General features: G+C 65.8%; 19 protein-coding genes. 3 read left to right on the top strand and 16 right to left on the bottom strand.

Features of this window, described 5'->3' with window-relative positions:
- Window positions 1-284: 284 nt before the first annotated feature.
- The 3 genes from VL15_RS04370 to betC all read right to left on the bottom strand — a co-directional run bounded on the left by VL15_RS04370 (window position 285) and on the right by betC (window position 4,227).
- A complete protein-coding gene (locus VL15_RS04370; protein WP_048243320.1) occupies window positions 285-1,424 on the bottom strand; it encodes a porin in 1,140 nt (379 codons plus the stop codon).
- A 256-nt stretch (window positions 1,425-1,680) separates the two neighbouring features.
- Window positions 1,681-2,646, bottom strand: coding sequence for a choline ABC transporter substrate-binding protein (gene choX / locus VL15_RS04365; protein ID WP_048243318.1), 966 nt, complete (start codon window positions 2,644-2,646; stop codon window positions 1,681-1,683).
- 45 nt (window positions 2,647-2,691) lie between these two features.
- Window positions 2,692-4,227: a choline-sulfatase gene (gene betC, locus VL15_RS04360; RefSeq protein WP_048243316.1), complete on the bottom strand. Its 1,536-nt coding sequence runs from the start codon at window positions 4,225-4,227 to the stop codon at window positions 2,692-2,694.
- A 240-nt stretch (window positions 4,228-4,467) separates the two neighbouring features.
- Between betC and VL15_RS04355 the strand changes: the two genes are divergently transcribed.
- Both VL15_RS04355 and purU read left to right on the top strand, forming a co-directional pair.
- Window positions 4,468-5,373, top strand: coding sequence for a choline sulfate utilization transcriptional regulator (locus VL15_RS04355; RefSeq protein WP_048243314.1), 906 nt, complete (start codon window positions 4,468-4,470; stop codon window positions 5,371-5,373).
- Between the two features lie 173 nt (window positions 5,374-5,546).
- Window positions 5,547-6,431 carry a formyltetrahydrofolate deformylase gene (purU, locus tag VL15_RS04350; protein WP_048243312.1) on the top strand — a complete coding sequence of 295 codons (885 nt, stop codon included), beginning with the start codon at window positions 5,547-5,549 and terminating at the stop codon, window positions 6,429-6,431.
- Between the two features lie 32 nt (window positions 6,432-6,463).
- Here purU and VL15_RS04345 read toward each other — a convergent pair whose 3' ends face one another.
- The 13 genes from VL15_RS04345 to VL15_RS04285 form a co-directional block, all read right to left on the bottom strand.
- Window positions 6,464-7,456 (bottom strand): DMT family transporter, encoded by a 993-nt coding sequence (locus VL15_RS04345; protein WP_048243310.1) that lies wholly within the window; start codon window positions 7,454-7,456, stop codon window positions 6,464-6,466.
- A gap of 166 nt (window positions 7,457-7,622) precedes the next feature.
- Window positions 7,623-8,240 carry a TetR/AcrR family transcriptional regulator gene (locus VL15_RS04340; RefSeq protein ID WP_048243308.1) on the bottom strand — a complete coding sequence of 206 codons (618 nt, stop codon included), beginning with the start codon at window positions 8,238-8,240 and terminating at the stop codon, window positions 7,623-7,625.
- A 206-nt stretch (window positions 8,241-8,446) separates the two neighbouring features.
- Window positions 8,447-10,102, bottom strand: a complete 1,656-nt coding sequence (locus VL15_RS04335; protein ID WP_048243307.1) for an APC family permease — start codon at window positions 10,100-10,102, stop codon at window positions 8,447-8,449.
- Between the two features lie 168 nt (window positions 10,103-10,270).
- Entirely contained in the window at window positions 10,271-11,134 is an 864-nt protein-coding gene (locus VL15_RS04330; RefSeq protein ID WP_048243305.1) for a glycine betaine ABC transporter substrate-binding protein, read from the bottom strand.
- A 133-nt stretch (window positions 11,135-11,267) separates the two neighbouring features.
- Complete coding sequence (locus VL15_RS04325; protein ID WP_048243303.1) at window positions 11,268-12,416, bottom strand: hybrid-cluster NAD(P)-dependent oxidoreductase; 1,149 nt, start codon at window positions 12,414-12,416, stop codon at window positions 11,268-11,270.
- A gap of 29 nt (window positions 12,417-12,445) precedes the next feature.
- Window positions 12,446-13,687, bottom strand: a complete 1,242-nt coding sequence (locus tag VL15_RS04320; protein WP_048243301.1) for an aromatic ring-hydroxylating oxygenase subunit alpha — start codon at window positions 13,685-13,687, stop codon at window positions 12,446-12,448.
- Window positions 13,688-13,739: 52 nt separating this feature from the next.
- Window positions 13,740-14,525 (bottom strand): drug:proton antiporter, encoded by a 786-nt coding sequence (locus VL15_RS04315; protein ID WP_048243299.1) that lies wholly within the window; start codon window positions 14,523-14,525, stop codon window positions 13,740-13,742.
- Window positions 14,522-15,688 (bottom strand): electron transfer flavoprotein subunit alpha/FixB family protein, encoded by a 1,167-nt coding sequence (locus VL15_RS04310; RefSeq protein ID WP_048243297.1) that lies wholly within the window; start codon window positions 15,686-15,688, stop codon window positions 14,522-14,524. Before VL15_RS04310 ends, VL15_RS04315 begins: the two co-directional genes overlap by 4 nt.
- 8 nt (window positions 15,689-15,696) lie before the next feature.
- The gene (locus VL15_RS04305; protein ID WP_048243296.1) at window positions 15,697-17,622 is read right to left on the bottom strand and encodes a (Fe-S)-binding protein; all 1,926 of its coding nucleotides are present in this window, start codon (window positions 17,620-17,622) and stop codon (window positions 15,697-15,699) included.
- A gap of 2 nt (window positions 17,623-17,624) precedes the next feature.
- Window positions 17,625-19,688, bottom strand: a complete 2,064-nt coding sequence (locus tag VL15_RS04300; protein WP_048243294.1) for an NADH:flavin oxidoreductase — start codon at window positions 19,686-19,688, stop codon at window positions 17,625-17,627.
- Between the two features lie 68 nt (window positions 19,689-19,756).
- Window positions 19,757-20,290: a DUF5943 domain-containing protein gene (locus VL15_RS04295; RefSeq protein WP_048243292.1), complete on the bottom strand. Its 534-nt coding sequence runs from the start codon at window positions 20,288-20,290 to the stop codon at window positions 19,757-19,759.
- 139 nt (window positions 20,291-20,429) lie between these two features.
- The gene (locus VL15_RS04290) at window positions 20,430-21,401 is read right to left on the bottom strand and encodes a dipeptidase (RefSeq protein ID WP_048243290.1); all 972 of its coding nucleotides are present in this window, start codon (window positions 21,399-21,401) and stop codon (window positions 20,430-20,432) included.
- 40 nt (window positions 21,402-21,441) lie between these two features.
- The gene (locus VL15_RS04285) at window positions 21,442-22,716 is read right to left on the bottom strand and encodes a serine hydroxymethyltransferase (RefSeq protein WP_048243288.1); all 1,275 of its coding nucleotides are present in this window, start codon (window positions 22,714-22,716) and stop codon (window positions 21,442-21,444) included.
- A 445-nt stretch (window positions 22,717-23,161) separates the two neighbouring features.
- Here VL15_RS04285 and VL15_RS04280 point away from each other — a divergent pair, with 445 nt between their 5' ends.
- Window positions 23,162-24,187 (top strand): GlxA family transcriptional regulator, encoded by a 1,026-nt coding sequence (locus VL15_RS04280; protein ID WP_048243286.1) that lies wholly within the window; start codon window positions 23,162-23,164, stop codon window positions 24,185-24,187.
- Window positions 24,188-24,193 lie beyond the last annotated feature (6 nt).

Raw genomic sequence — 24,193 nt, 5'->3', positions numbered from 1 at the left:
AGACGCAATTTCCCCCTGGCACGTTCTGACAACATGCACGGATCAGCGAGGAGAGGAAATGGGCGCGATTAAGCATGCGGACGATGCTAGCGCCTATGGACGGCACGGGTCAATACCATCGAGCGGCCGATCCCGGTGACGATGCCGGTGCGGTGGCCAGGCAGCCGGCCTTGACCGGACGGATCTCATGCCGGCTCACACCCGTCAAGCAAAAAAAAGCGCGAACCACAGTTCGCGCCAAAGAGAGACCTCGCTGAAGACGTCGCTGCTCCAAACCACCCTGCTCAGAACGAATGCCGCATCCCGATCCGCACGTCGGCCTGCGTCTGCGTCGTCGACGGCGTGAAGCTGTAGCCGATCACCGCATCGACGCCCTGCGACGCGCGCAGGTAATCGCCGGAGATGTACACGTCCGTGCGCTTCGACAGCATGTAGTGCAGGCCCGCCGTGCCCTGGTTCCAGTGATGGCCTTCGAAGCGCGTGTGCTGGTAACCCGCGATCAGGCTCAGCGCCGGCGTGAACTGGTACGAGCCGCCGCCTTCATACACCTGCATGTGCGACGACTGGCCGAAGCCCTTGATCGTCGTGTACGAGAAGTTGGCGTCGAGCGTCAGCTTGTCGATCGTGTAGCTCGAGCCGATGCCGAACGTGCCCTGGCTGTCGACGTCCATCGGCGTGTTCGCAAACAGGTCGGTGCGCGCGCCGGTCGCCGGATCGACGGTGACGGTCTGCTGGCCGAGGAACGTGTGCGTGCCGATCATCGCGTACGGGTCAAACGCATAGATGCCGTTCGGGTTGTTCAGGCGCGTGTACGCGGCGCCGATCGAGAAGTCGCCCTTCGTGAAGCTCGCGCCCGCGCTCCATGCGCTGTTGCGATGGAAGTTGCCCGCGACGTTGCCGAACGAGTACATCGCACCGAACTTGAAGCCGCTGAGATCGTTCGACAGGAACTTCACCGAATTCGGCAGGCGGTCGCCGTTGAAGCGGTCGAAGTCGCCCTGGTGGATCGCATAACCGCTGCCCCACGCCGAGATGTTGTAGATCGACACGAGTTCGTTCGTGATGTCGAGCTGGTTGCCGAACGACAGCGTGCCCCAGTCGTTCTGCAGGCCGACATACGCCTGCCGGCCGAACTCCGAGCCACCGAAGCCGAGTTGCCCGGTGCCGAGGCGGAAGCCGCTTTCGAGGGTGAACACCGCCTTCAGGCCACCGCCCAGGTCTTCCGTGCCCTTCAGGCCGAAGCGGTTCCCGTACGCGACGCCGTCGTCGAACTTGACCACGTGCGAGCCGCCGGTGTTGTTCACATACGTGATGCCCGCGTCGAGAATCCCGTACAGCGTCACGCTGCTCTGGGCATGCCCGATGGCGGGAATGCTGGCCGCGCATGCAAGCGCGGCGGCTACGGCGACTTTCGTGTGCTTCATTATCGACCACCCTCCCTGAACCGTTCGATGGAAAGAACCTCGTCCCGGCGCGTACCCCGATGCGCCGGTGGATTCGAATTCAGTGCGCCCGCTGGCTCCGGCATTTCGTTTTTCGCAATAACGCAGCCATTGGCGAAAAATACAAACCCATATTTCGGGTCACCCGTCTGAAGGCGACACCAAATGGTCACGATGCGACCGGTCGGGAAAACACGTAGACAGGCGGCGCGGCAAAAACCGGCCGCCAGAGGGGTGGTCAATGGCTGTCGAGGGCCGCGCGCACGGCCGGCAGGCCCGGTGCGCCGGCGGCGGTCGTCACGCCATCCAGCCAGCCGGCGACCAGCGCCGGGTCGGCCTTCAGCGCATGCTGCGCCGCAAGTGCGGGCGAGGTTTTGTGGTCGAGCATGTCGGCGATCATCCGGTTCTCGACGTCGACGGAGAACGTCATCTGCCGGAACAGCCGCGCCAGGTTCGCGCACTGGCCGGCAAACCCGGCACGCGTAACCGTGTTGACCGTCGCGCCACCGTAGTTCGGGCCGAAATAGGTATCGCCGCCGGACAGGTAGGTCAGGTGGAACTTCGTGTTCATCAGGTGCGGCTCCCAGCCGAGAAACACGATCCAGCGCTTGTCGCGCACCGCGCGCTCGACCTGCGTGAGCATGCCCGTCTCGCTCGATTCGACGAGCGACCAGTTCGCCGGGCCGAGCGCATGGTCGGACAGCATCCGCTTGATGTTCTGGTTCGCGGGCGCACCGGGCTCGATCCCGTAGATCTTGCCGCCGAAGCGATCGGCGTAGCGCGCGAGATCGGCGAACGTATGCACGCCCGCGGCCGCCACGTAGTCGGGCACGGCGAGCGTGAACTTCGCGCCGCTCAGGTTCGCGTGCAGCACGTCGATCGACTTCTCGTCGACGAACGGCTTCACGAGCGGCGCCTGCGCGGGCATCCAGTTGCCGAGGAACACGTCGACCTGCCCTTTCTTGAGCCCCTGGTACGTGATCGGCACCGACAGGTTCGCCACGTCCTGCCGGTAGCCAAGCGCCTTCAGCACGACGCCCGCCATCGCGTTCGTCGCGTCGATGTCGGTCCAGCCGGGCGCCGCCATCTTCACGTCGCCGCACGTCTGCGGGTCGGCCCCGTGCGCGCCCTGCGTCGTCATCAGGCAGGCGGCCGCGGCAAGCGCCGCGCCGATCCGGATTGCTGTTTTGCATTGCCGTTCCATCGTCCGCTTCCTCCGTCGTTCGTTCAGGTTCGCGATGCGGGACACTCAGCGCCCGACACGCGGAAAACGCGCCATCGCCTCGAGCGTGTCGAGTTCGATGTGATTGCGCATGTAACGCTGGCTCGCGTCGGTGAACGGCTGCCAGTCCCACGCGTGGATGCGGCCCTGCGTCGTCGCCGCGTAATGGAAGCGCCGGCGCCGCTGGCTCGCGCGCACCTGCCGGTCGAGTTCGGGCAGGTTCCAGCGTTGCGCGGCTTGCGCACGGAACGCGGCGAGCACGTTGGCGGCTTCCGGTGTGCCGGCCAGGTTCGTCAGCTCGCGCGGGTCGTCCGCGACGTTGTAAAGCTGGTCGGGATCGGCCGGGCAATGCACGTACTTCCAGTCGCCGCGGCGAATCATCACGACCGGCGCGACCGCGCCTTCCGCGAGGTATTCGCCGAGCGCGACATCGTGCGCAGGCGTGCCGTGCAGGTGCGGCACGAGGCTCGCACCGTCGACAGGGTCGGGCCAGCCTCCGGCGGGCGCTGCGCCGGCCAGGTCGACGAGGGTCGGCAGCAGGTCGACGTGCGACACGGGGCCGTGCACGCGCGCAGCGTTGAAACGGCCCGGCGCATGGACGATCAGCGGCACGCGGCAGCCGCCTTCGAAGAACGTCATCTTGTACCAGAGCCCGCGCTCGCCGAGCATGTCGCCGTGGTCCGACGTGACGATCACGATCGTGTCGTCGGCGAACCCGCACTGCTCGAGCGCAGCCAGCACGCTGCCGAACTGCGTGTCGACGTAGGACGTCGCGCCGTAGTACGCACGGCGCGCGGCGCGGATCTGCGCGTCGGTCGGCGGCGTGCGGTCGTTCTCGCAGACGAAGCGCAGCCGCTGCGAATGCGGGTCGCTGTCCGCCGCGCCGAGCCGCACGGCCGGCATGTCGATCTCGTCGTCGCGGTACAGGTCCCAGTATTCGCGCGTGATCGCATACGGGTCGTGCGGATGGGTCAGCGACACGACCATGCAGAACGGCCGTGCATCGTGGCCGGCCGCGCGTTCGCGCGCGACGTCGTACAGCTTCTGCTTCGCGGCGAACGTGACCTCGTCGTCGAAATCGAGCTGGTTGGTGCGCACGCACGGGCCGGCCTCCAGCACCGAACTCATGTTGTGATACCAGCTCGGCCGCTCGGCCGGGCTGTCCCAGTCGGGCACCCAGCCGAAATCGGCCGGATAGATGTCGGTCGTGAGCCGCTCCTCGAAGCCGTGCAGCTGGTCGGGCCCGCAAAAATGCATCTTGCCGGACAGCATCGTCCGGTAGCCGCCCGCGCGCAGGTAGTGCGCGAACGTCAGCGTTTGCGCCGGCAATTCGGCGGCGTTATCGTAGGCGCCGATCCCCGATGGCAGCTTGCCGGTCAGCAGCGAGAAACGCGACGGCGCGCACAGCGGGCTCGCGCAGTACGCGGCGTCGAACACCACGCCTTGCGCGGCGAGCCGGTCGAGCGTCGGCGTGCGCGCGACGCGGTTGCCGTACGCCGGCAGCGCGAACGGCGTGAGCTGGTCGGCCATCAGGATCAGGATGTTGGGTGTCGGGTTCGTCATCGGCGGTCGTGGGGAAAGCGGTGTTCGAATGGAACGGCGCGCCGCTCGGGCAGCGAGACGTCCGGCATGACGGACGCGGCCCGCAGAAAGTGCCGCGCGTGCCCGTCGCGACTGGCTAGAATCGCGGAAGGCCGGGTGCTGCGGCCGTGAAGCGCGCGTGCCGTGCCGTCCGATGCACTATCACCCGCCCGAATTCGGGCGGGTAGGCGTCCTGCCCTTATGGGGCCATTAGAGGGGCTTATGTCGAAATCCGAACCGTTACCGTCGATGCAGGCGCTGCGCGCGTTCGAATCGGCTGCCCGGCTCGCGAGCTTCACGGCCGCCGCGCGCGAGCTCGGCTCGACGCAGCCGGCGGTGAGCCAGCAGGTGTTCCAGCTCGAGGCCGAGCTCGGCGTGCCGCTGTTCGAGCGCAGCCCGCGCGGCGTCACGCTGACGGCCGACGGCGAGTGCCTGTACGAAGCCGTGCGGCTGAGCCTCGACACGCTGCGCGGCGCCACCGCGACGCTGCGCGCGCGCCGCGAGCATGGCGCGCTCACGATCGTCACCGACTTCGGCTTCGCGACCTACTGGCTGATGCCGCGCCTGGCGGGCCTGAAGCGCGTGATGCCGGATGTCGACGTGCGCGTGGTCACGTCACAGGATTACGACGCGCAGCGCGACCACGGCGACATCGCGATCCTGTTCGGCGACGGCCACTGGCCGTCGTGCACGGCTGCGCGGCTCTTCCCCGAATCCGTCACGCCCGTGTGCTCGCCCGCGTTCCGCAATGCGCACCCGCACGTCGCGCGGGCCGACCAATTGCTCGCGCTGCCGCTGCTGCACGTGCAGCCGACGCGCCCCGAGCGCTGGCTGTCGTGGTCCGGCTGGTTCGACGCGCACGGCCTCGACACGGCCGCCGCCGCGCGCGGCGTGACTTTCAACAGCTACGCGCTCGTGATCCACGCGGCGCTGCTCGGCGAAGGCGTCGCGCTCGGCTGGTCGCCGCTCGTCGACGAGCTCGTCGCGTCCGGCCAGCTCGTGAAGCTCGTCGACGCGCCCGTCGTCACATCGCGCGGCTACTTCCTGGTGCGGCCGCCGCAACGGCCCGAGCCGGACGCGACCCACGTGTTCCGGCGCTGGCTGCTCGACGCGTGCGCGAGCGCCTGACGCGCCGAGCCTGCCCCCTCCGCGCGCTGGCGCGCCGATACCAGCCACACGGCGCGTTGGTTCTATCCTCCCCAAAATCGTCCTGATTTACTTGAGCCTCCCGCCAACCGCGCGGCGCGGCGCTTTCGTGCGCCGCCGCACGGCCGTGCGCCCCATGCAAACCGAGGAGTCTCATGACCGCCGAGCACCGCCCCGATCAATTCGTCCTGACACTGTCGTGCCCGAGCGCGGCCGGCCAGGTCGCCGCCGTCGTCGGCTTTCTCGATCGCCATCGCTGTTATGTCGATGCGCTGAACGTGTTCGACGACGATCTCAGCAACCGTTTCTTCGTGCGCTGCGTCTTTCATCCGACGGATGAAACGCTGCAGATCGACGCGCTGCGCCAGGAGTTCGCGCCGATCGCGGCCGCGCTCGGCGGCCACGACGGCGACATGCAATGGGCGATCCACGACGTGAACGCGCGGCCGAAAGTGATGATCATGGTGTCGAAGCTCGAGCACTGCCTCGCGGACCTGCTGTTCCGCTGGCGGATGGGCGAACTGAAGATGGATATCGTCGGCATCGTGTCGAACCATCCCGACTTCGAGCCGCTCGCCGCGCAGCACGGGCTGCCGTTCCGGCATTTCCCGATCACTGCCGACACCAAGGCGCAGCAGGAAGCGCAGTGGCTCGACTTCTTCGAATCGAGCGGTGCCGAGCTCGTGATCCTCGCGCGCTACATGCAGGTGCTGTCGCAGGAAACGAGCGCGAAACTCGCGAACCGCGCGATCAACATCCATCACTCGTTCCTGCCCGGCTTCAAGGGCGCGAAACCGTATCACCAGGCGCATGCGCGCGGCGTGAAGCTGATCGGCGCGACCGCGCACTTCGTCACCGACGATCTCGACGAAGGCCCGATCATCGAGCAGGTCGTCGAGCGCGTCGATCACGCGCTGCGGCCGGAGCAGCTGCTCGCGGTGGGGCGTGACGTCGAATCGATCACGCTCGCGCGTGCAGTGAAGGCATTCATCGAGCGACGCGTGTTTTTGAACGGCGATCGGACGGTGGTGTTTTCATAAGCGGGTACGCTACGCGCCGGATGGGCCGTCCGTCACGCGGAAGCCGACGGCATGCGCGCAGTCGCTGGCGCGAGTCGCCGCGCGCGGCGCCGCAAGTACAGGTTGTTGAGGATCAGCGCCACGCCCGTCAGCGCGGCGCCCACGATCTGCGCGCGATTGGGCACCACGCCCGTGAAGGCAGACACGATGAATGCCGTGATGGGCACGATGTCCATGAACAGCACGCCATTCATCGGCCCCAGGTTCCGGTTGCCGGTCATCCACAGCAGGATCGCGCCGAAGCCGGCCACCGGCCCCATGTACGCGAGATGCGGCAGGACCGCGTGCACCTCGGCCAGTGACGGCGCGGCGATCCGGTGCGTGGCGACCAGCACCAGATTGACCGCGACGATCGTGGTCAGTCCGAGCCACGTCGTGACGGTCGTGTATTTCAGTGCCGACCAGCGGGTGAAGCGCGCCGCGCCGAACGTATAGACGACCCAGCACAACGCACCGACGATGATCAGCGCATTGGCCGCGTAGTGCTGCGGTGCGTGCAGCGCGGCCATCACGCCGCCGCGCGTGATGACGAGCGCAACGCCGGTAAAGGACAGCACGACGAACAGCACCGATACCAAGGCCGGCGCGACGCGCCGCACCAGCGCGTTGAGCAGGAGCCCCATCATCGGCTGTGTCGCCATCATGATCGACGCGGTCAGCGCGCCTTCGTCGCCGGCCAGTTGCTGGCCCAGGAACACGAACGATCCGAATCCGCAGAAGCCGATCGAACCGAGCAGCCACGCGAACGGCACGGACTCGCCGGCAGGCCGGAACGCACCCGGCCCTTCGACGATCCGCAGCAACACGATGAAGCCGGTACCGGCGACCAGGTAACGCAGCGACGTGAACGTGAAGGGATCGATGTACCGCAACGCATCGGTCATCACCGGGAACATCACGCCCATCAGGATCGTCGCGGTCACGCATGCGACGATACCTTTCCCGTACGCGCTCGCGGCGGGCATTGCGATATGCGTATTATTCATGAACGATCGTTCCCAAATTAATCGAAAGATGATGCCGGTGCGACGGTGCGCAGCGGCGGCGGTTTGTTAATTTTCTTGCCGGTTTTGCCTGCCCTTCACGGTCTCGATGGAGGCATGGGGAATGCCTAATATTTGAAACCGATCATTCTCAAAATAATCAAAAAAATCAGGTCAGTGCCCGCACCGCGATATCGACGATCGATGTTAGCTCCGCCTCCGACGCACTCGACTTGCCCAGCACGCGCATGCCCTGGATCAGGCAAAGCAGGAACCGGCCGACGTCTTCCGGATCGAGGTTCCGATCGAAGTCGCCCGACTGCTGGCCGCGCGCCACGGCGAGGCTCAGTTGCGTGGCGATGCGCAGCAGCGTCGACTCGATGTGCGGGCGCAGTTCGTCGTCGCCGGGCAGCAGTTCGATGGCCGCGTTCGTGATGAAACAGCCGCGACGCTCCGACAGGCGCGCACCGACTTTCGTATAGTGCATGAGCGCCTCTCTGAGCGCCTGCCGCGGCTGGAGATCCGCCGCGAGACGCTCCTTGAGCCGTGCCACCGCGCCTTCCGCATAACGGTCGAACGCGGCGACCAGCAACCCGTGCTTGTCGCCGAACGTCCGATACAGGCTGCCGCGAAACACGCCGGTCGCGTCGCACAATGCGTCGATCGACGTCGCGTGATACCCCTGCTCCCAGAACACGCGCGCGGCGGCGTCGATCACCTCGTCGGTGTCGAATTCGCGTGGACGCCCCCTGTCGCGGGAGCCGGAAGGAGTCGGGATCGGGCTCATGAGAACGGATATTAGAACCGATCATTCCCAAAATCAAGCGGTCTCGATTGCGTGAATACACCGCCCATGCCGGCAACGCTGCCGGCCCTGAACGACGAAAGCCCGACCGCTTGCAAGCCGGTCGGGCTTCGTTGCCTGCCACGAGATCGATCGCAGCGTCCGTGTGCGGTTTCCGGACGCTGCGCACCGTTACACGGACAGACGCGTCACTTCGCCCACGCGAAGTAATACGACAACCAGATCGTCAGCCCCGCACCGATCAGCGCTGCATAAGGCATCAGATTCAGCCACATCGCGCGCTTCGGCACTTCGAGCTCCATGTCGCGCTGCATCTGTGCGGGGAACCGGCCGCGATCCTGCCAGTAGTGACGATAGAGGAACACCGGCACGATCAGCAGCATCGCGATCAGCCCGTTGCGCAGTGTGCCGTCACCCTGCAGGTTCGCGCCTGCGCCGACATAAACGAGGTTCGCATAACCGCAGATCGCGCCGCCGACGAGCAGCCAGGTCGGGCAGCGGAACGGCCGATCCCAGTTGCCGCGATCCATCCGGTGAATCCAGCCCGACTGAAGATTCAGGAATACGAACAACATGTAGCAGACGTTCGAGATCGACAGCACCGTCATGTAGTCCGACATCATCAGCAACACGAGGTTGAAGCCGAGATCGGTCCACATCGCGCGCGTGGGCGAGCCGTGCTCGTTCACGTGCGACAGGTACTTCGGCAGCCAGCCGTCGACCGACGCCTGATACAGCGTGCGCGACGAGCCCATCATCGACGTCATCACGATCAGCAGGATCGACAGCATCAGCATCACGACGACCGCATTCGCGACCCATGCGCCGCCGCCGACGATCTTCGCCATCGCGGCCGCCACGCCGGTGCCATCACCGATCGACGGATCGAGCATCGCCCGCGTGCCGAGCGCGCCCTGGAACGCCAGCGGCACGAGCGTCATCACGACGAGGCACAATGCGCCCGACCAGAAGATCGCCTTCGCGGTGTCACGGCGCGGATCGCGGAATTCGCGCGTGTAGCACACGGCCGTTTCGAAACCGTACGACGCCCAGCCGGCCATGAACATCGCGCCGAGCGCCATCGTGACGCCTTGCCCGTTCCACGAGCCGAACGTCGCGGTCGTGAGGTTGCCGTGCGCGTCGTGACCGAGCGGCAGCAGCGGAAGCAGGTTCGACATCGGCACGTCGCCGGTGACGAACGGCACGATGCCGACGATCAACAGCGGCGTGAGCGACGCAATGCCGAGAATACGCTGCGTGCGCGCAGCCTTCGATGCACCGCTGTGTTGAAGCTTGAACGTGATGAGAAGCAGGATCGTTGCGATGATGAACGTCGCGTTGATCCGCAGGGACAGACCCGGCTTGATGAACCCGAGATCCGCAACCTTGAGCTGCCAGTGCAGCACCGCCGCGTTGGCGGGAAAGAGACTCGTGAGCGCATAACTCGCCGCGAGGCCGCAGCCGAGCGCGAGCATCGGCGACCACGCGAGCCAGTTGCACCACACGGACACCGGGGCAATCAGCTTGCTGTAACGGACCCAGCCGATCGCGCCATACACCGACGCGCCGCCCGATTTATGGGGAAATAGTCCCGATATTTCCGCATAAGTCGCGCTTTGAATCAGCCCCATCGTGATCGCGGCGATCCAGATCGCCCACGCGGGCTGGCCGATCGTCGCGCATACGCCGCCGATCGTGAACAGCACGCCTGCCGGCACGCCGCTCGTTACCCAGAATGCGTCTTTCCAAGTCAGGCCACGATGCAGCGTGTGGCCCGTCGAATCATGTGAGATGGTTGCCTCAACATCACTGGTGCGGTTCGCACGCAGTCCTGCCTGACTCATCCAATTCCTCCTGTGATGACTCCGCACAAGAGGCGCAGTGTAACAACCTTTGCGCATTCTTGCACAATCATCAAAAAAATTCCGGGATATGGTTGGATAGTTTCCAATTTCATTAGGAATCCTTCCAACCATCCCCGGACTGCTTGTTTTAGGGATTCTTGTGACGATTTACTGCGCGCCTTCCGTCCACGCATTCACGCGGTCGGCATGCGCCGCAATCCACGCATCGGCGGCCGCTTCCGGCTTCGAACCGTTCTGGATCGCCAGCATCACGCTGTCGATTTCACCCGGCTTCCACTGGAATTTCTTCAGGAACGCGGCGACCGGCTTGGCCTTCGTTTCAAGCGACGGATTCGCGACGCTATCGACGTGCTCGGCGCCGCCAAACACCTTCTTCGGATCCTCGAGGAAGCGCAGCTTCCACTTCGCGAACATCCAGTGCGGCGCCCAGCCCGTCACGATGACGGGTTTGTTCGCATTGACCGAACGCGACAGCTCGGCCGTCATCGCGCTGCCCGAACTCGGCATCAACGTGTAGTTCAGCCCGTAGCTCTTGATCGCTTCGTCGGTCTTGCGCATCACGCCGGCGCCTGCATCGATGCCGACGATCCGGCCGCCGAAATTGGCCTTCTCCGCGTTCAGGTCGTCGATGCTCTTCGCCTTCACATACGCAGGCACGATCAGGCCGATCTTCGCATCCGGGAAATTCGCGCCGAGGTCGACGACCTTGGCCTTGTACTCATCCCAGTACGAGCCGTGCGTCACCGGCAGCCACGCGGACAGCGTCGCATCGAGATCGCCGCGCGCCACGCCCTGCCACATGATCCCGGCGGCCACCGGCACGAGCTGCACCTGGTAGCCGAGTTTCTTCTCGATCACGCGGGCCGCGACGTTCGACGTCGCGACGCTGTCGTCCCAGCCTTCGACGTAGCCGATCTTCAGCGTCGGTTTCGTGTCGGCGAGCGCCGACGCACTCAATGCCACCATTGCCGACAGCGCGCCGGTCCAAATCAGTTTTCCGAACAGCTTCATGGTCGATCTCCTTGATATGCGCCTGCGCGCGTTGTCTCTCTAGGTTCTTCAACCACAAATCCGCGGTATCGTTGTTTTCCGACGGATGCTTGTCCGGACGCGACGCGTCCGGACAGCCGATGGCGAGTTGCGACTACTTGTCGATCACGAGATCGGACAGCGGCTTGCTGCAGCACAGCAGCACCATGCCCTGATCGATCTCGCGCTGGCGGATGCCGCCGTTGTGCTTCATCTCGACCTGCCCCGACACGAGCTTCACCTTGCAGGTGCCGCACATGCCCTGCGTGCACGACGCCGGCAGCCGCACGCCCGACTGGCGTGCCGCGTCGAGCACGTGCTGCGCCGAGCCGCACGCGATCTCGCGGTTGCTCTTCGCGAAGCTGACCGTGAACTGCTTCGTCGCGGCGTCGCCGTCGTCGGCCGGCGGTGCGAGATCGGCGAGCAATTCGTCGCTCGCGGTCTGCGCGAGCGTCTCGAACGAGAAGCTCTCCTCGTGATACTGCTTGCGATCGAAACCGGCTTCGTCGAGCAGGTCGCGCACGGCCTTCATGTACGGCGCGGGGCCGCACGTGAAGATCTCGCGTTCCATGAAATCCGGCGCGATCAGCTTCAGCAGCGGCAGCGTCAGGAAGCCCGTGACGCCCGGCCAGTTGGTGCGCGCACCCAGGCGCTCGACGACGAACGACGTGCGGAAATTCGTATGATTCGACGCGATCAGGTCCAGCTCGCGCGCGAAGATGATGTCGTCCGGCGTACGCGCGCTGTGCACGAACAGGATGTCGCGATCCTCGGCGAGATCATGGTGTGCGCGGCTCATCGACATCAGCGGCGTGACGCCCGAGCCGGCCGACAGGAACAGGTACTTGCGCGCCGGATGCCGCGCGCACGTGAATTCGCCGGCCGGGCCGAGCACGCGCACCGGCGCGCCCGGCTGCAGGTTGTCGTGCAGCCAGTTCGACACCTTGCCGCCCGGCACGCGCTTGACGGTGATCGACACCGTGTGCGGCCGCGCCGGCGACGACGAGATCGTGTAGCAGCGGTTGATCGTTTCGCCGTCGATGTCGAGCTCGAGCGTGAGGAACTGCCCGGGTTCGAACGAGAACGAGCGGCCCTGCGGCGAACGGAAGAAGAAACTCTTCACGTCGTGCGTTTCCTGCCGCACCTGGCAGCACACCAGTGTTTCCTCGACGTCGCTCGTCCAGCGCTCGGGAAGCGCGTTCCAGAACGCCGGGCGCGTCACCCGGCTGTCCGTCGGCTCGAAATTGGCCGCATCTCGCATCATGTCTTGCTCCGCTTTTACGCTGCTGGATACTATTCGCCGGTTTTTTCGGCGAGCCGGCCGATGTACCAGGCCGAGAATTTTTCGACGAGACCTTCCGTGAACGGCGAATACGGGCCCGGCTCGTACGCGCTGCTGTTCGCGCCGCGCTGCGAGAATTCGACGAGCGCGCGATCCTGGTCGTTGGTCGCGTTCCACACGGCCGTGAGGTTCTTCACGTCGTAGTCGATGCCTTCCTTCGCATCCTTGTGCACGAGCCACTTCGTGCGCACGAGCGTCTTGCCGGCCGACAGCGGGATCACCGAGAACGTCACGATGTGATCGCTCATGAAGTGGTGCCACGAGTTCGGCTGCGTCCAGAACGACAGCCCGCCGAGGTCGGCCTTGTCGAAACCGCCGAGCAGCTTCTTCGATGCAACCTTCGCATCGAGCGTCTGCGATTCGCCGTGGCGATCGAGCGGCAGGCGCTGCGTGCGGAAGCCCGTCACGTCGAGCAGCTTCTCGATCTCCGCGGACGGCAGGCCCATCTCGGCCCACTCCTTGCCGCGTCGTACGCACGTCTCGGCGAACGCATCCATGCCTTCGGCGTTGGCGTCGGAACGCTGGTAGCCGAAGCCGTATTCGTACAGCGAGATCGTCAGCTCCGGATGGTTCGCGACGCAGTGATAGCACTCGCGGTTGTTCTCCATCGTGAGCTTCCAGTTGCCTTCCTCGATGATGTCGATCTGCGCGGCGATCTTCGTGCTCGGCAGGTCGTGCGGCAACAGGTACGGCTCCATCTCGGCGCGCATCTTCGCGAAATCGACCGGCGGTTCGTCCGCGAGGCAGATGAAGATCAGGCCCGCGAGGTTCTCGACGTGCACCGACTTCAGGCTGTGCTTGCAGCGGTCGAACTTCTCGCCCATGTGCTCGGCGAACATCAGCTGGCCCGTCAGGTTGTACGTCCAGCTGTGGTACGGACACACGATGTTGCCGACCGAGCCCTTATCCTCGTTGCACAGGCGCGCGCCGCGGTGACGGCACACGTTGTGGAACGCGCGGATCGCCATGTCGTCGTCACGCACGATCAGGATCGAATCGCTCCCCAGTTCCACCGTCACGTAGTCGCCCGGCTCGGGAATGTCCGGCTCGACCGCCACCTGGATCCAGTGCTGGCGGAAAATCGCCTCCATGTCGAGCGCGAAGATGTCCTCGCTCGTGTAGAACGGCGCGTCGAGGCTGTGCCCTTCCTTGCGCCGCTCGATCAATGCACGAATGTCTGCCGATACTTTCATCGTTTGCTCCGGATTCCTTGCATCCCTGGGTTCTTGCCGACAGGCATCAAAATCAGTAGTCGATGAGCTGATGCTCGCGCAAATACGCGAGTATCACTTGTGCTTTTTCGACCGAACTCCCTTCATTTACGACGTTGCCGCCACGGCTTTCGGTCGTCGTCGCGGACAGCATCCGGGCATGCCCGGAGCGCTTCTCGGCGGCGACCAGTTTTACGGGTTTACGCTCGACCGGGCCGACCGTCCACGCGGCCGCGTCGGCGTCCGCACCGGGCGCCGCGAGCGCCGGCCGGATCGCGCCGGCACGCAGCCGCGCATACGCGTAGCGCGGCTCGGCATTGGCGAGCGGATGGACGGCGACGACAGCCGGCAGCGCCGCATCGACGCGCCGCCGCAAGCCTTTCGGCAAAAATTGCCGGACCGCCGCGCGGCCGCCTTCGACCGTCACGTCGACCGCCGAGCCGACGAGCGGATAACCAAGCGCGGCGGCGACGCGATACGGCAGCATCCCGGTGTCGTACGCGCCCTCGGCGCGCGTGCCGGTCAGCACGAGGTCATAGCCTTCGACGCGTGCGGCAAGCGCGTGTACGGCATCGTCGTCGTCGCGGCAGGCCAACACTTCGACGTCCCGCGCACCGAGCGCGAGATATTCGGCAAGCGCCGCATTCGCGGGGTCGCCCGCATGGATCACGTCGAGCCGCGCGCGATGCCGTTCGGCGAGCTGGCGGCCGGTTTCGAGCGCGGCCGCATCGTTGCGGCTGTAGCGCGCGATGCCGCTGACCGGATGCCGGCCGACGGACACGAGCACCGCGATGCGTTGCAACTGGCGGGGGGCGTTCATGCAGCGACTCCTTCCGGTTCACGGGTGCCGACCGCGGCCGGCGATTCGCCGCGCGCGGCACGCGCGGCCTGCACCTGTTCGATCAGCGCCGTGATCGTCGCCTGCGCGTCGCCGACCACCGTCAGGTTCGCGCGCTTCGCGATCGGCGCGCTGCCGTCGAGGTTCACCGCGATCACATGACGGCAGTCCTTGATCCCCTGCAAGTGCTGCACCGCGCCCGAGATGCCGAACGCGATGTACACGCTCGCCTCGACCGTCTTGCCGGTGGCACCGACCTGCTTGTCGCGCGTGAAGTGGCCGTTGTCGACCGCGACGCGGCTCGCGCCGATCGCCGCGCCGAATGCGCCGGCCAGCCGTTCGAACGCGCCGATGTCGGACACGCCGTTGCCGGCCGACACGATGAAATCGGCTTCCTCGAGTGCGACCTGGGCCGCATCGATTTCGTCGAGGCCGAGATCGCGATACGGCTGCGCGGCGTCGCCCGCCGGGCGGATGAAGTCGGCGGCGAGGCGCTCGCCCGCGCCGACGAACGGCAGCTTCGCATCGACCGCGTTCTGCGCGAGCAGGATCACGTCGGGCAGCCCGCGCGTCGCGAACGCACGGCCGGCCTGCGCATACGCGCCGACATGCTTTGCGTCGATCTCGACGACGTTCGTCGCGACGCTCGCGCCGGCGGCCGCCGCGTAGCGCCGGCCGAGATCGCCGTCGCCCGTCGCGTTGTCGGGCACGAACACATGCTTCGGCGCGAGTGCCGCGACACACGCCTGCAATGCTTGCAGCTCGCTTTCAGGATCGAATGCGCGGCGATCGAAGCCGGCGAGTTCAACCAGCTTGTCGACGCCGAGTTCGGCCACGTCGTCCTTCAGTTCGCCGAACGCGAGCAGCGCGACTTCGGTTTGCGCATCGGCAAGCAGCGCGGCGGCGGCGATCGCCTGCCGCGAATGGTCGTCGAGCGCGCCGCGTTCGCTGTGCGCGACCACCAGCATCACGTGCTTCGGGTCCTGCACCGCACGGCGCGGCTTCGCGGCCGCCGCATGACCGTGCGCGGACCAGTGCGCGGCGTTCGCGTCGGCGCTGCCTTCCTCGCCGAGCGTGATGCGCTTCAGGCCCGCGGCCGTGATGACGAACGGCCGGCGCGGATCGATTCGTTTGATCGTGTTCATCGATTCACTCACTCCAGCGACGCAGCAACGAGTTCGGCCACATCGAGCACGTCGGGGCGTGGGCCCACGACGCCTTCGAGCATCGCCGTGCAGTTCGGGCACGCAACCGCGACCACGTCCGCGCCGATCGTGCGGGCGTCGGCGATGCGGATGTCGGGAATGCGCTGCTTGCCGGGGATGTCGGTCAGCGGCGCACCGCCGCCACCGCCGCAGCAGCGGCCGCGCATGCCGTTGCGTTCCATTTCGACGACCTGGATGCCGATCGTCTTCAGCAGCTTGCGCGGCGCTTCCGTCTCGCCGTTGTAGCGGCCGAGGTAGCACGGGTCGTGATACGTGGTGCGCTTCTCGCGCAGCGCGTCGACGGCCTTCGGCGCGATCTTGCCGCTCTCGGCCAGTTCGGCGAGGTAGGTCGTATGGTGCTTGACCGTCACGCGCAGCCCGAGCGCACGGTATTCGTTGCGCAAGCTGTGCATCACGTGCGGGTCGGCCGTCACGATCTGCTTGTAAGACAGCGTGCCGAGCGTGCCGATCAGGCGCTTCGCCATCTGCTGGAACGTCGCTTCGTCGCCGAGCCGGCGCGCGACGTCGCCCGTGTCGGTCTCGGTCGAGCCGAGCACCGCGTAGTCGACGCCGGCCTTGTTCAGCACGCTGACGAACGCACGCAGCGTGCGCTGGTAACGCATGTCGAACGCGCCTTCGCCCGCGACGAACAGCACGTCGACCGGCTTGCCGGGCTGCGCGACGGGCGCGCTCAGGTCGACCGACCAGTCGTAGCGCGCGGCCGTGTCGTAGCCGCCCATCGTGCCGGTTTCACGCAGGTTCGCGAGCACTTCCTGGCCCTTGCCGGGCACCGTGCCGTGCACGAGCGTGCGGTTGCGGCGCATGTCGACGATCGCGTCGACGTGCTCGATCAACATCGGACATTCCTGCACGCAAGCGCGGCAGGTCGTGCACGACCACAGCGTCTGTTCTTCGATCAGGCCCGACACGATCGGGCCGTTCGGCTCGCCGCGATGCTGGCCGACCGCGAGGCCCGGCGACGGGCTGCCGGCGTAGGCCGCATCGGTGCCGCCCGCCATCCCGACGACGAGATCCTGGATCAGCTTCTTCGGGTTCAGCGGCTGGCCCGACGCGAACGCGGGGCACGCGGCTTCGCACTTGCCGCACTGCACGCACGCATCGAAGCTCAGCAGCTGGTTCCAGCGGAATTCGACCGGCTTCGCGACACCGTAGTCCTGCTGCTCGAGGTCCGGCAGCTTCAGCGCGGTCGGCGGCGTGGCCGTGCCGTTGCCGGTGAACGATTCGCGCGTCGCCGCGAAACGCTCCTGGCGCGGGTGGAATGCGAGGTGCAGCAGGCCGGCGATCGCATGCTTCATCGGGCCGCCCTTCGCGGCGCCGACCGTCATCGTGAACGCGCCAACGCCGATCAGCAGCGCGCAGAGCACCGCGAACGCACCCGACATCGCGCCGGTGGGCACCAGCATGAACAGCACGAGGCCGAGCGCGAACGAGCCGAGCAGCCAGGGCAGCGTATTCCACGGACCGCGCGACAGGCGAGCGGGAACATCCTTCGCCGCACGCCGGCGCCACACGAACACCGCGCCGACCAGCATCGCGAGCGCCGCGAGGAAAATCAGCTTGTCGAGCCACGGCGAGTAGATCGCGAGGCCATAGTTGACGAACACCAGCGCGAGCGCGCCGATCGCACCGCCAGCGGTCGCGACGTGCGTCTTCGCGATGTACGGATCGCGGGCGACCACATGGTGCAGGTCGACGAAGTAACGCTTCGGAATCGCAAACAGGTTCGCGATGCCGAACGAGCCGGGCGCCGTGGCCCGGCCGAGGCGCCAGTAGGACGAGCGCTTCGCGACCGCGAACGCGAGCCCCGCCACCGACAGCCACAACAGTGCGGTAATGAGGAAGGCCGGATTCATCTTCAGAAATCCTTCACGAGACGCAGCGAGTCGTAGATCGCGCCGTGGACGTTGTGCATCGAGATGCAGTCGCCGACACGGAACAGCAGGAAGCGGCCGTTGCCGAGGTCTTCCGACAGGCACGGCTGCGGCTCGGCCGCGAACAGCGTGTGCGGATCGATCTGGCCGCGATTCAGCGATTCCGGCTTGAGCTTCCAGTACAGCTCGTCGTTCGGCGACGAGCCGTTCTCGATCACCACCTGGTCGACGGCGCGCTCTTCCAGTTCCTCGGTGTATTCGTTGCGCAGCACGGCGATCGTCTTGCCGTCTTCTTCATAGACGCGGTCGAGCATCGTGTTCGGCGTCGGGATCACGCCGAACGCGTACAGGCGACGATAGAAGATCGGGAACGTCGTGCCGCCGCAATCGTCGGCCACCTTCACGTCCGGCGTGACGACCTCGACCTTCGAGCCGCGGCTCGCCATGAAGTCGGCCACGCCCGCGCCCGCATGGGTGCTCACGCCGTCGAACAGCAGCACGTTCTGCTTCGGCTCGACCTTGCCGGTCAGGATGTCCCACGAGCTGACGGCCAGGCCGTCGGCCACGCCCCAGCCCGGCACCTGCCACGTGAAGCTCGACCCGCCCGTCGCGAGCACGACGATGTCCGGCTTCTCGGCCATGATCATCTTCTCGTCGGCAGCCACGCCGAGACGACGGTCGACGCCCAGGCGCTTGGTTTCCATGTCGAACCAGCGGATGATCCCCGACATCTGTTCGCGCTGCGGCGCCTTCGCGGCGATCATCACCTGGCCGCCCACTTCCGCGTTCTTCTCGAACAGCACCACGTCGTGGCCGCGCAGCTTCGCGACGCGCGCCGCCTCGAGGCCCGCCGGGCCCGCGCCCACCACCACGACCTTGCGCTTCGGGCCGCGCGACTTCTCGATGATGTGCGGCATCGTCGCTTCGCGCGACGTGGCCGCGTTCTGGATGCACAGCACGTCGAGGCCGTTGTACTGGCGGTCGATGCAGTAGTTCGCGCCGACGCACTGCTTGATTTCGTCCTCGCGGCCGTCGCGGATCTTGATCACCATGTGCGGATCGGCGATCTGCGCGCGCGTCATGCCGACCAGGTCGATCATGCCGTTGGCGAGCAGACGCTCGGCCTGGCCCGCATCGCGAATGCTCTGCGCGTGCATCACCGGAATCTTCACCACCGACTTGATGCCGGCCGCGAGGTGCACGAACGGTTCCGGCGGCAACGCCATCGGCGGCATGCAGTTCGCGATCGTGTTGTGCGTATCGCCGCCCGACCCGACCACGCTCAGGTAGTCGATCAGGCCCGTCTCCGACATCGCCTGCGCGATTTCCTTCAGCGCTTCGTGATCGAGGCCGTCCTCGTGGAATTCGTCGCCGCACATGCGCAGGCCGACGCAGAAATCCTTGCCGACCGCCTCGCGCACGGCCGTCAGCACCTCGATGCCGAAGCGCAGGCGGTTCTCCAGGCTGCCGCCCCATTCGTCGGTGCGATGATTCGAACGCTGGCTCCAGAACTGGTCGATCAGGTGCTGGTGGGCGGCCGAGATTTCGATACCGTCCATGCCGGCCGCCTTCACGCGCTTCGCGGCCGCCGCGAAATCGCCGATGATGCGGCGGATTTCCTCGATCTCGATGATCTTCGCGTTGCCGCGGTGCACCGGTTCGCGCACGCCCGACGGCGACATCAGGTGCGGCCAGTGCTCGCCGTGGAACGACGAGCGGCGGCCCATGTGCGTCGCCTGGATCATGATCTTCGCGCCGTGCTTGTGCATCGTGTCGGCCAGCCGCGTGAGCGGATCGATGATCTTGTCGGTCGACAGGTTCACCGATTTCCACCAGCCCTGCGGGCTGTCGATCGACACCGGGCTCGACCCGCCGCAAATGGCCAGGCCGACGCCACCCTTCGCCTTTTCTTCGTAGTAGCGGATATAACGGTCGCCCGGCAGGCCGCCCGGCTCGGCATACACCTCCGCGTGCGCGGTGCTGACGATCCGGTTGCGCAGCGTCAGCTGGTTCAGCTGCATGGGTTTGAACAGGTGGGGATAACGCATCGCTGGCGACCTCTGGCGTTCGAATGTCTCGTGTTGCGGGTGTTGTTTTGAATCGGTGAGTCAGTGCTTCAGTGCGCGATCGGCGACACTTCGAAGACGCAGTGGTCGTGATGCTCGGCCGCGCACTGCACTTCCTTCGATTGCGCGCGCGGCGCGCCCTTGCCTTCGGGCGTCGTGTCGTTGACCCAGTCCATCGCACCGGCGAACCAGCCCGCGAACATGTAGCAGAGCTTGCCTTCCTTGCCCGGCTGCTGGAGCACGAACGACGAGTGGCGCAGCTCGATCTTCGCGCGCGCGCTGGCCGGATCGGCTTCGATGATCGAGAACAGGCCCCAGCCGCGCTGCGACAGGCGCTTCAGGTAGTGCTCGAACACCGCCATGCCGGTCAGGCCGTGCAGCTTCGCTTCCTTGTCGCACCAGTGATACGCGGACTTGTAGCCGGCCTTGTAGAGGATCTCGGCATACGCGTCGACGCCGAGCGCTTCCTCGACGGCGACGTGGTTGTTCGTGAAGAAGTGACGCGGCACGTACAGCATCGGCAGCGCATCGGTGGTCCAGACGCCGGTATCGGGATCGACGTTGATCGGCAGTTGCGGTTGCATCGTGGTGACTCCGTGAGGAAAATTGGCCGCGCGGCTCGGGCGCAGGCACGACATCGTCCGCGCGCCCACGCGGCTTGCGCGGGCACGTCCCGGTTTTTCTAGTGTTGATCGTTGGTGGCTGTCCGGCCCGGCGTGGCGCTTACGCGCCCCACACGTCCTTGAACACGCGCACCCAGTTCTCGCCCATCAGCTTCCGAATGCGCGACTCCTTCCAGCCGGCGCGTTCCATCGCCGCGGTCAGGTTCGGGAATTCGCCGATCGTGCGGATGCCGTCCGGGTTGATCACCTTGCCGAAGTTCGTCAGTTGGCGATAACGACCCTTGTCGTGCGTCAGCATGTCGAAGAATTCCTTCGCGAAATCCTGCGTGAAATCCGTGCCGATGCCGACCGCGTCTTCGCCGATCAGGTTCACGACGTAATCGATCGCTTCGATGTAGTCGTCGATCGTCGCCTCGATCCCGCGCTTCAGGAACGGCGCGAACATCGTCACGCCGACGAAGCCGCCCGCATCGGCGATCTCCTTCAGTTGGGCATCGCTCTTGTTGCGCGGATGCTCCTTCAGGCCCGACGGCAGGCAGTGCGAATAACACACCGGCTTCTTCGAGAACGCGATCGCTTCGGACGACGTGTTGCCGCCCACATGCGACAGGTCGACCATGATGCCCACGCGGTTCATCTCGGTGATCACTTCACGGCCGAAATCCGACAGCCCGCCGTCGCGTTCGTAGCAACCCGTGCCGACCAGGTTCTGCGTGTTGTAGCAAAGCTGCACGACGCGCACGCCCATGTCGTGGAACGCCTCGATGTAGCCGAGGTTGTCCTCGAACGCATGCGCGTTCTGGAAGCCGAGGATGACCCCGGTCTTGCCTTCCTTCTTCGCGCGGAAGATGTCGTCCGTCGTGCGCACCAGCGTCAGCAGCTCGCTGTTGTCGCGAATCTTCTTCTTCATCACGCCGATGTTGTCGACGGTCTTGGTGAAGTTCTCCCACACCGACACCGTGCAGTTCGCGGCCGTGATGCCGCCCTTGCGCATGTCCTCGAACACCGGCTTCTCGAACTTCGAGATGTTCAGTCCGTCGATGATGATGCTGTCCTGATGCAGCGTGCTCATATCAGCCTCTCGCTCCAGTCTCTGTTCTCGTGGGGGTCGATCAATAAATCGGAAAGCGCTCGCAGAGCGCGAAGATCTCGCGGCGCACGCGCTGTTCGGTGGCTTGATCGCCTTCCGGATTCGCACGCAGCGCGTCGAACACCTCGAGGATCAGGCGACCGACTTCGCGGAACTCCGCGACGCCGAAGCCGCGCGTCGTGCCGGCCGGCGTGCCGAGGCGGATGCCCGACGTGACGGTCGGCTTCTCGGTGTCGAACGGAATGCCGTTCTTGTTGCAGGTGATGCCCGCGCGCTCCAGCGCCTGTTCGACCGGCGCACCCTTCAGGCCCTTCGGGCGCAGGTCGACCAGCAGCAGGTGGTTGTCGGTGCCGCCCGTGACGAGGTCGACGCCGCCTGCCTTCAGCACTTCGCCGAGCGCTTGCGCGTTCGCCAGCACGCTGTCGATGTAGGTCTTGAAGTCCGCATGCAGCACTTCGCCGAACGCGACGGCCTTGCCGGCGATCACGTGCATCAGCGGGCCGCCCTGCAGGCCGGGGAACACGGCCGAGTTGATCTTCTTCGCGATGTCCTCGTCGTTGGTCAGCACGAAGCCGCCGCGCGGGCCGCGCAGCGTCTTGTGGGTGGTCGACGTGACGACGTGCGCGTGCTCGACCGGATTCGCGTGGCGGCCCGCGGCGATCACGCCGGCGATGTGCGCCATGTCCACCATCAGCTTCGCGCCGACGCTGTCGGCGATCGCGCGGAAGCGTGCGAAGTCGAGCGCGCGCGGATACGCCGAGAAGCCGGCGATGATCAGGTTCGGCTTGTGCTCGTGCGCGAGCGCCTCGACCTGGTCGTAGTCGATCAGCATCGTGTCGCGATTCACGCCGTACTGAACGGCGTTGAACCACTTGCCCGACAGCGCCGGCTTCGCGCCGTGCGTCAGATGGCCGCCCGCATCGAGCGACATGCCGAGCACCGTGTCGCCCGGCTTGGCCAGCGCGAGCATCACCGAGCCGTTCGCCTGCGCGCCCGAGTGCGGCTGCACGTTTGCATAACCGGCGTTGAAGATCTGCTTCACACGCTCGATCGCCAGCGCCTCGACTTCGTCCGCGAATTCGCAGCCGCCGTAGTAACGCTTGCCGGGATAGCCTTCCGCGTACTTGTTGGTCAGCACCGAGCCCTGCGCCTCGAGCACGGCGCGCGACACGATGTTTTCCGACGCGATCAGCTCGACCTGCGACTGCTGACGCTCGAGTTCCTTCAGGATGGCGCTGCGCACCGGCGCGTCGCGCTCGGCAAGGGGCTGCGAGAAGAAAGGCTGGTTGTTCGACATAGTGCGTCCGTGACGAAGAATAAAGGGCTGAAACCGAAGCTCAAGGCCCGCCGTGCCTGGGTTTCCCGCTTGCCCAGTGCAAGGCTGCCGACGGCTCTATTCTTGTCGTTCGGATTTTCGGCGGATTGATGAATTTAGACGCGTTCTTTGCCTTTTCCGCCATGCACGTCCGTTTTATACAAGTGACCGGTCGTGCTTTTCCGGTTGACCTGCAAAAACGGTGTCGGCTGTTCACCTATGGACACGCACTCCGGCAGTGCCTGTGCCGCCCGGTCGGAGTGCAGCGCGGCCCGTATACGGTGCAGTGCAGCATGCGGCTTTCAGCCATACAACGTATGGAGCTAGGGTTTAGCCGTATGGCACGCTTGTTGCGCTGGCTCACACAATACCGCAGCCCGTTTCGTGCCTCGGGCCTATAGCTATTAGAGATTCCAGGAAGCTCCCCATGTCCCCCGACCGCACAGCGTCGCTGTCCCACTTCGCGTTCATGCCGTTACCGAACTTCACGATGATCGCGTTCACGAATGCGATCGAGGTGCTTCGGATGGCGAACTACCTGAGCGGCCAGCCGCTCTACCGCTGGTCGGTGATCAGTCCGGACGGCGGCCCGGTCACGGCGAGCAACGGCCTCACGGTCGACACGGGCCCGGCCGAATGCGTCGGGCAGCCCGACATCGTGTTCGTATGCGGCGGCGTCGACGTGCAGCGCGCGACCACGCCTTCCCATCTGTCGGCACTGCGCCGCTTCGCGCGTTCGGGCATCCCGCTCGGCAGCCTGTGCACGGGCACCTATGCGCTCGCGAAGTCGGGGCTGCTCGCGGGTTACGCATGCGCGATTCACTGGGAGAACATGTCGGCGCTGAAGGAAGAGTTTCCGGATACGCGCTTCCTGAAGGAACTGTTCGTGATCGACCGCGACCGCATCACGTGCACGGGCGGCGTCGCGCCGCTCGACATGATGCTGAACCTGATCGCCGCGCGCGTGGGCACCGCGCGTGTCACGCAGATCGCCGAGCAGTTCATCGTCGAACATGTGCGCGATACGAGCGCGCAGCAGCGCATGCCGCTCGTCGCACGCCTCGGCTCGGCGAACAAGTCGCTGTTCGAAGTGATCTCGCTGATGGAGAACAACATCGAGGAGCCGCTGTCGCGCGAAGAGCTCGCGCGGCTCGCGAACATGTCGCAGCGGCAATTGCAGCGCCTGTTCCGCGAACATCTCGGGATGACGCCGACGCACTACTACCTGACGCTGCGGCTGCGCCGTGCGCGCGAGTTGCTGCTGCAGACCGACATGTCGATCATGCACATCACGATGGCGTGCGGGTTCCAGTCCGCGTGTCACTTCAGCAAGAGCTATCGCGACTCGTTCGGCGTTGCGCCGACGAGGGAACGGCGCAAGCAGGTCGCGCCGCTTGCGCAGGGTGCGGCGAGTGCCGGGCCGGCGTTTCCGGCGCATGTGCTGCATGCGTGAAGCACG

This window comes from Burkholderia cepacia, from assembly GCF_001039005.1.
Classification (GTDB): domain Bacteria; phylum Pseudomonadota; class Gammaproteobacteria; order Burkholderiales; family Burkholderiaceae; genus Burkholderia; species Burkholderia theae.
This window is presented reverse-complemented; position numbering and strand designations above follow the sequence as displayed.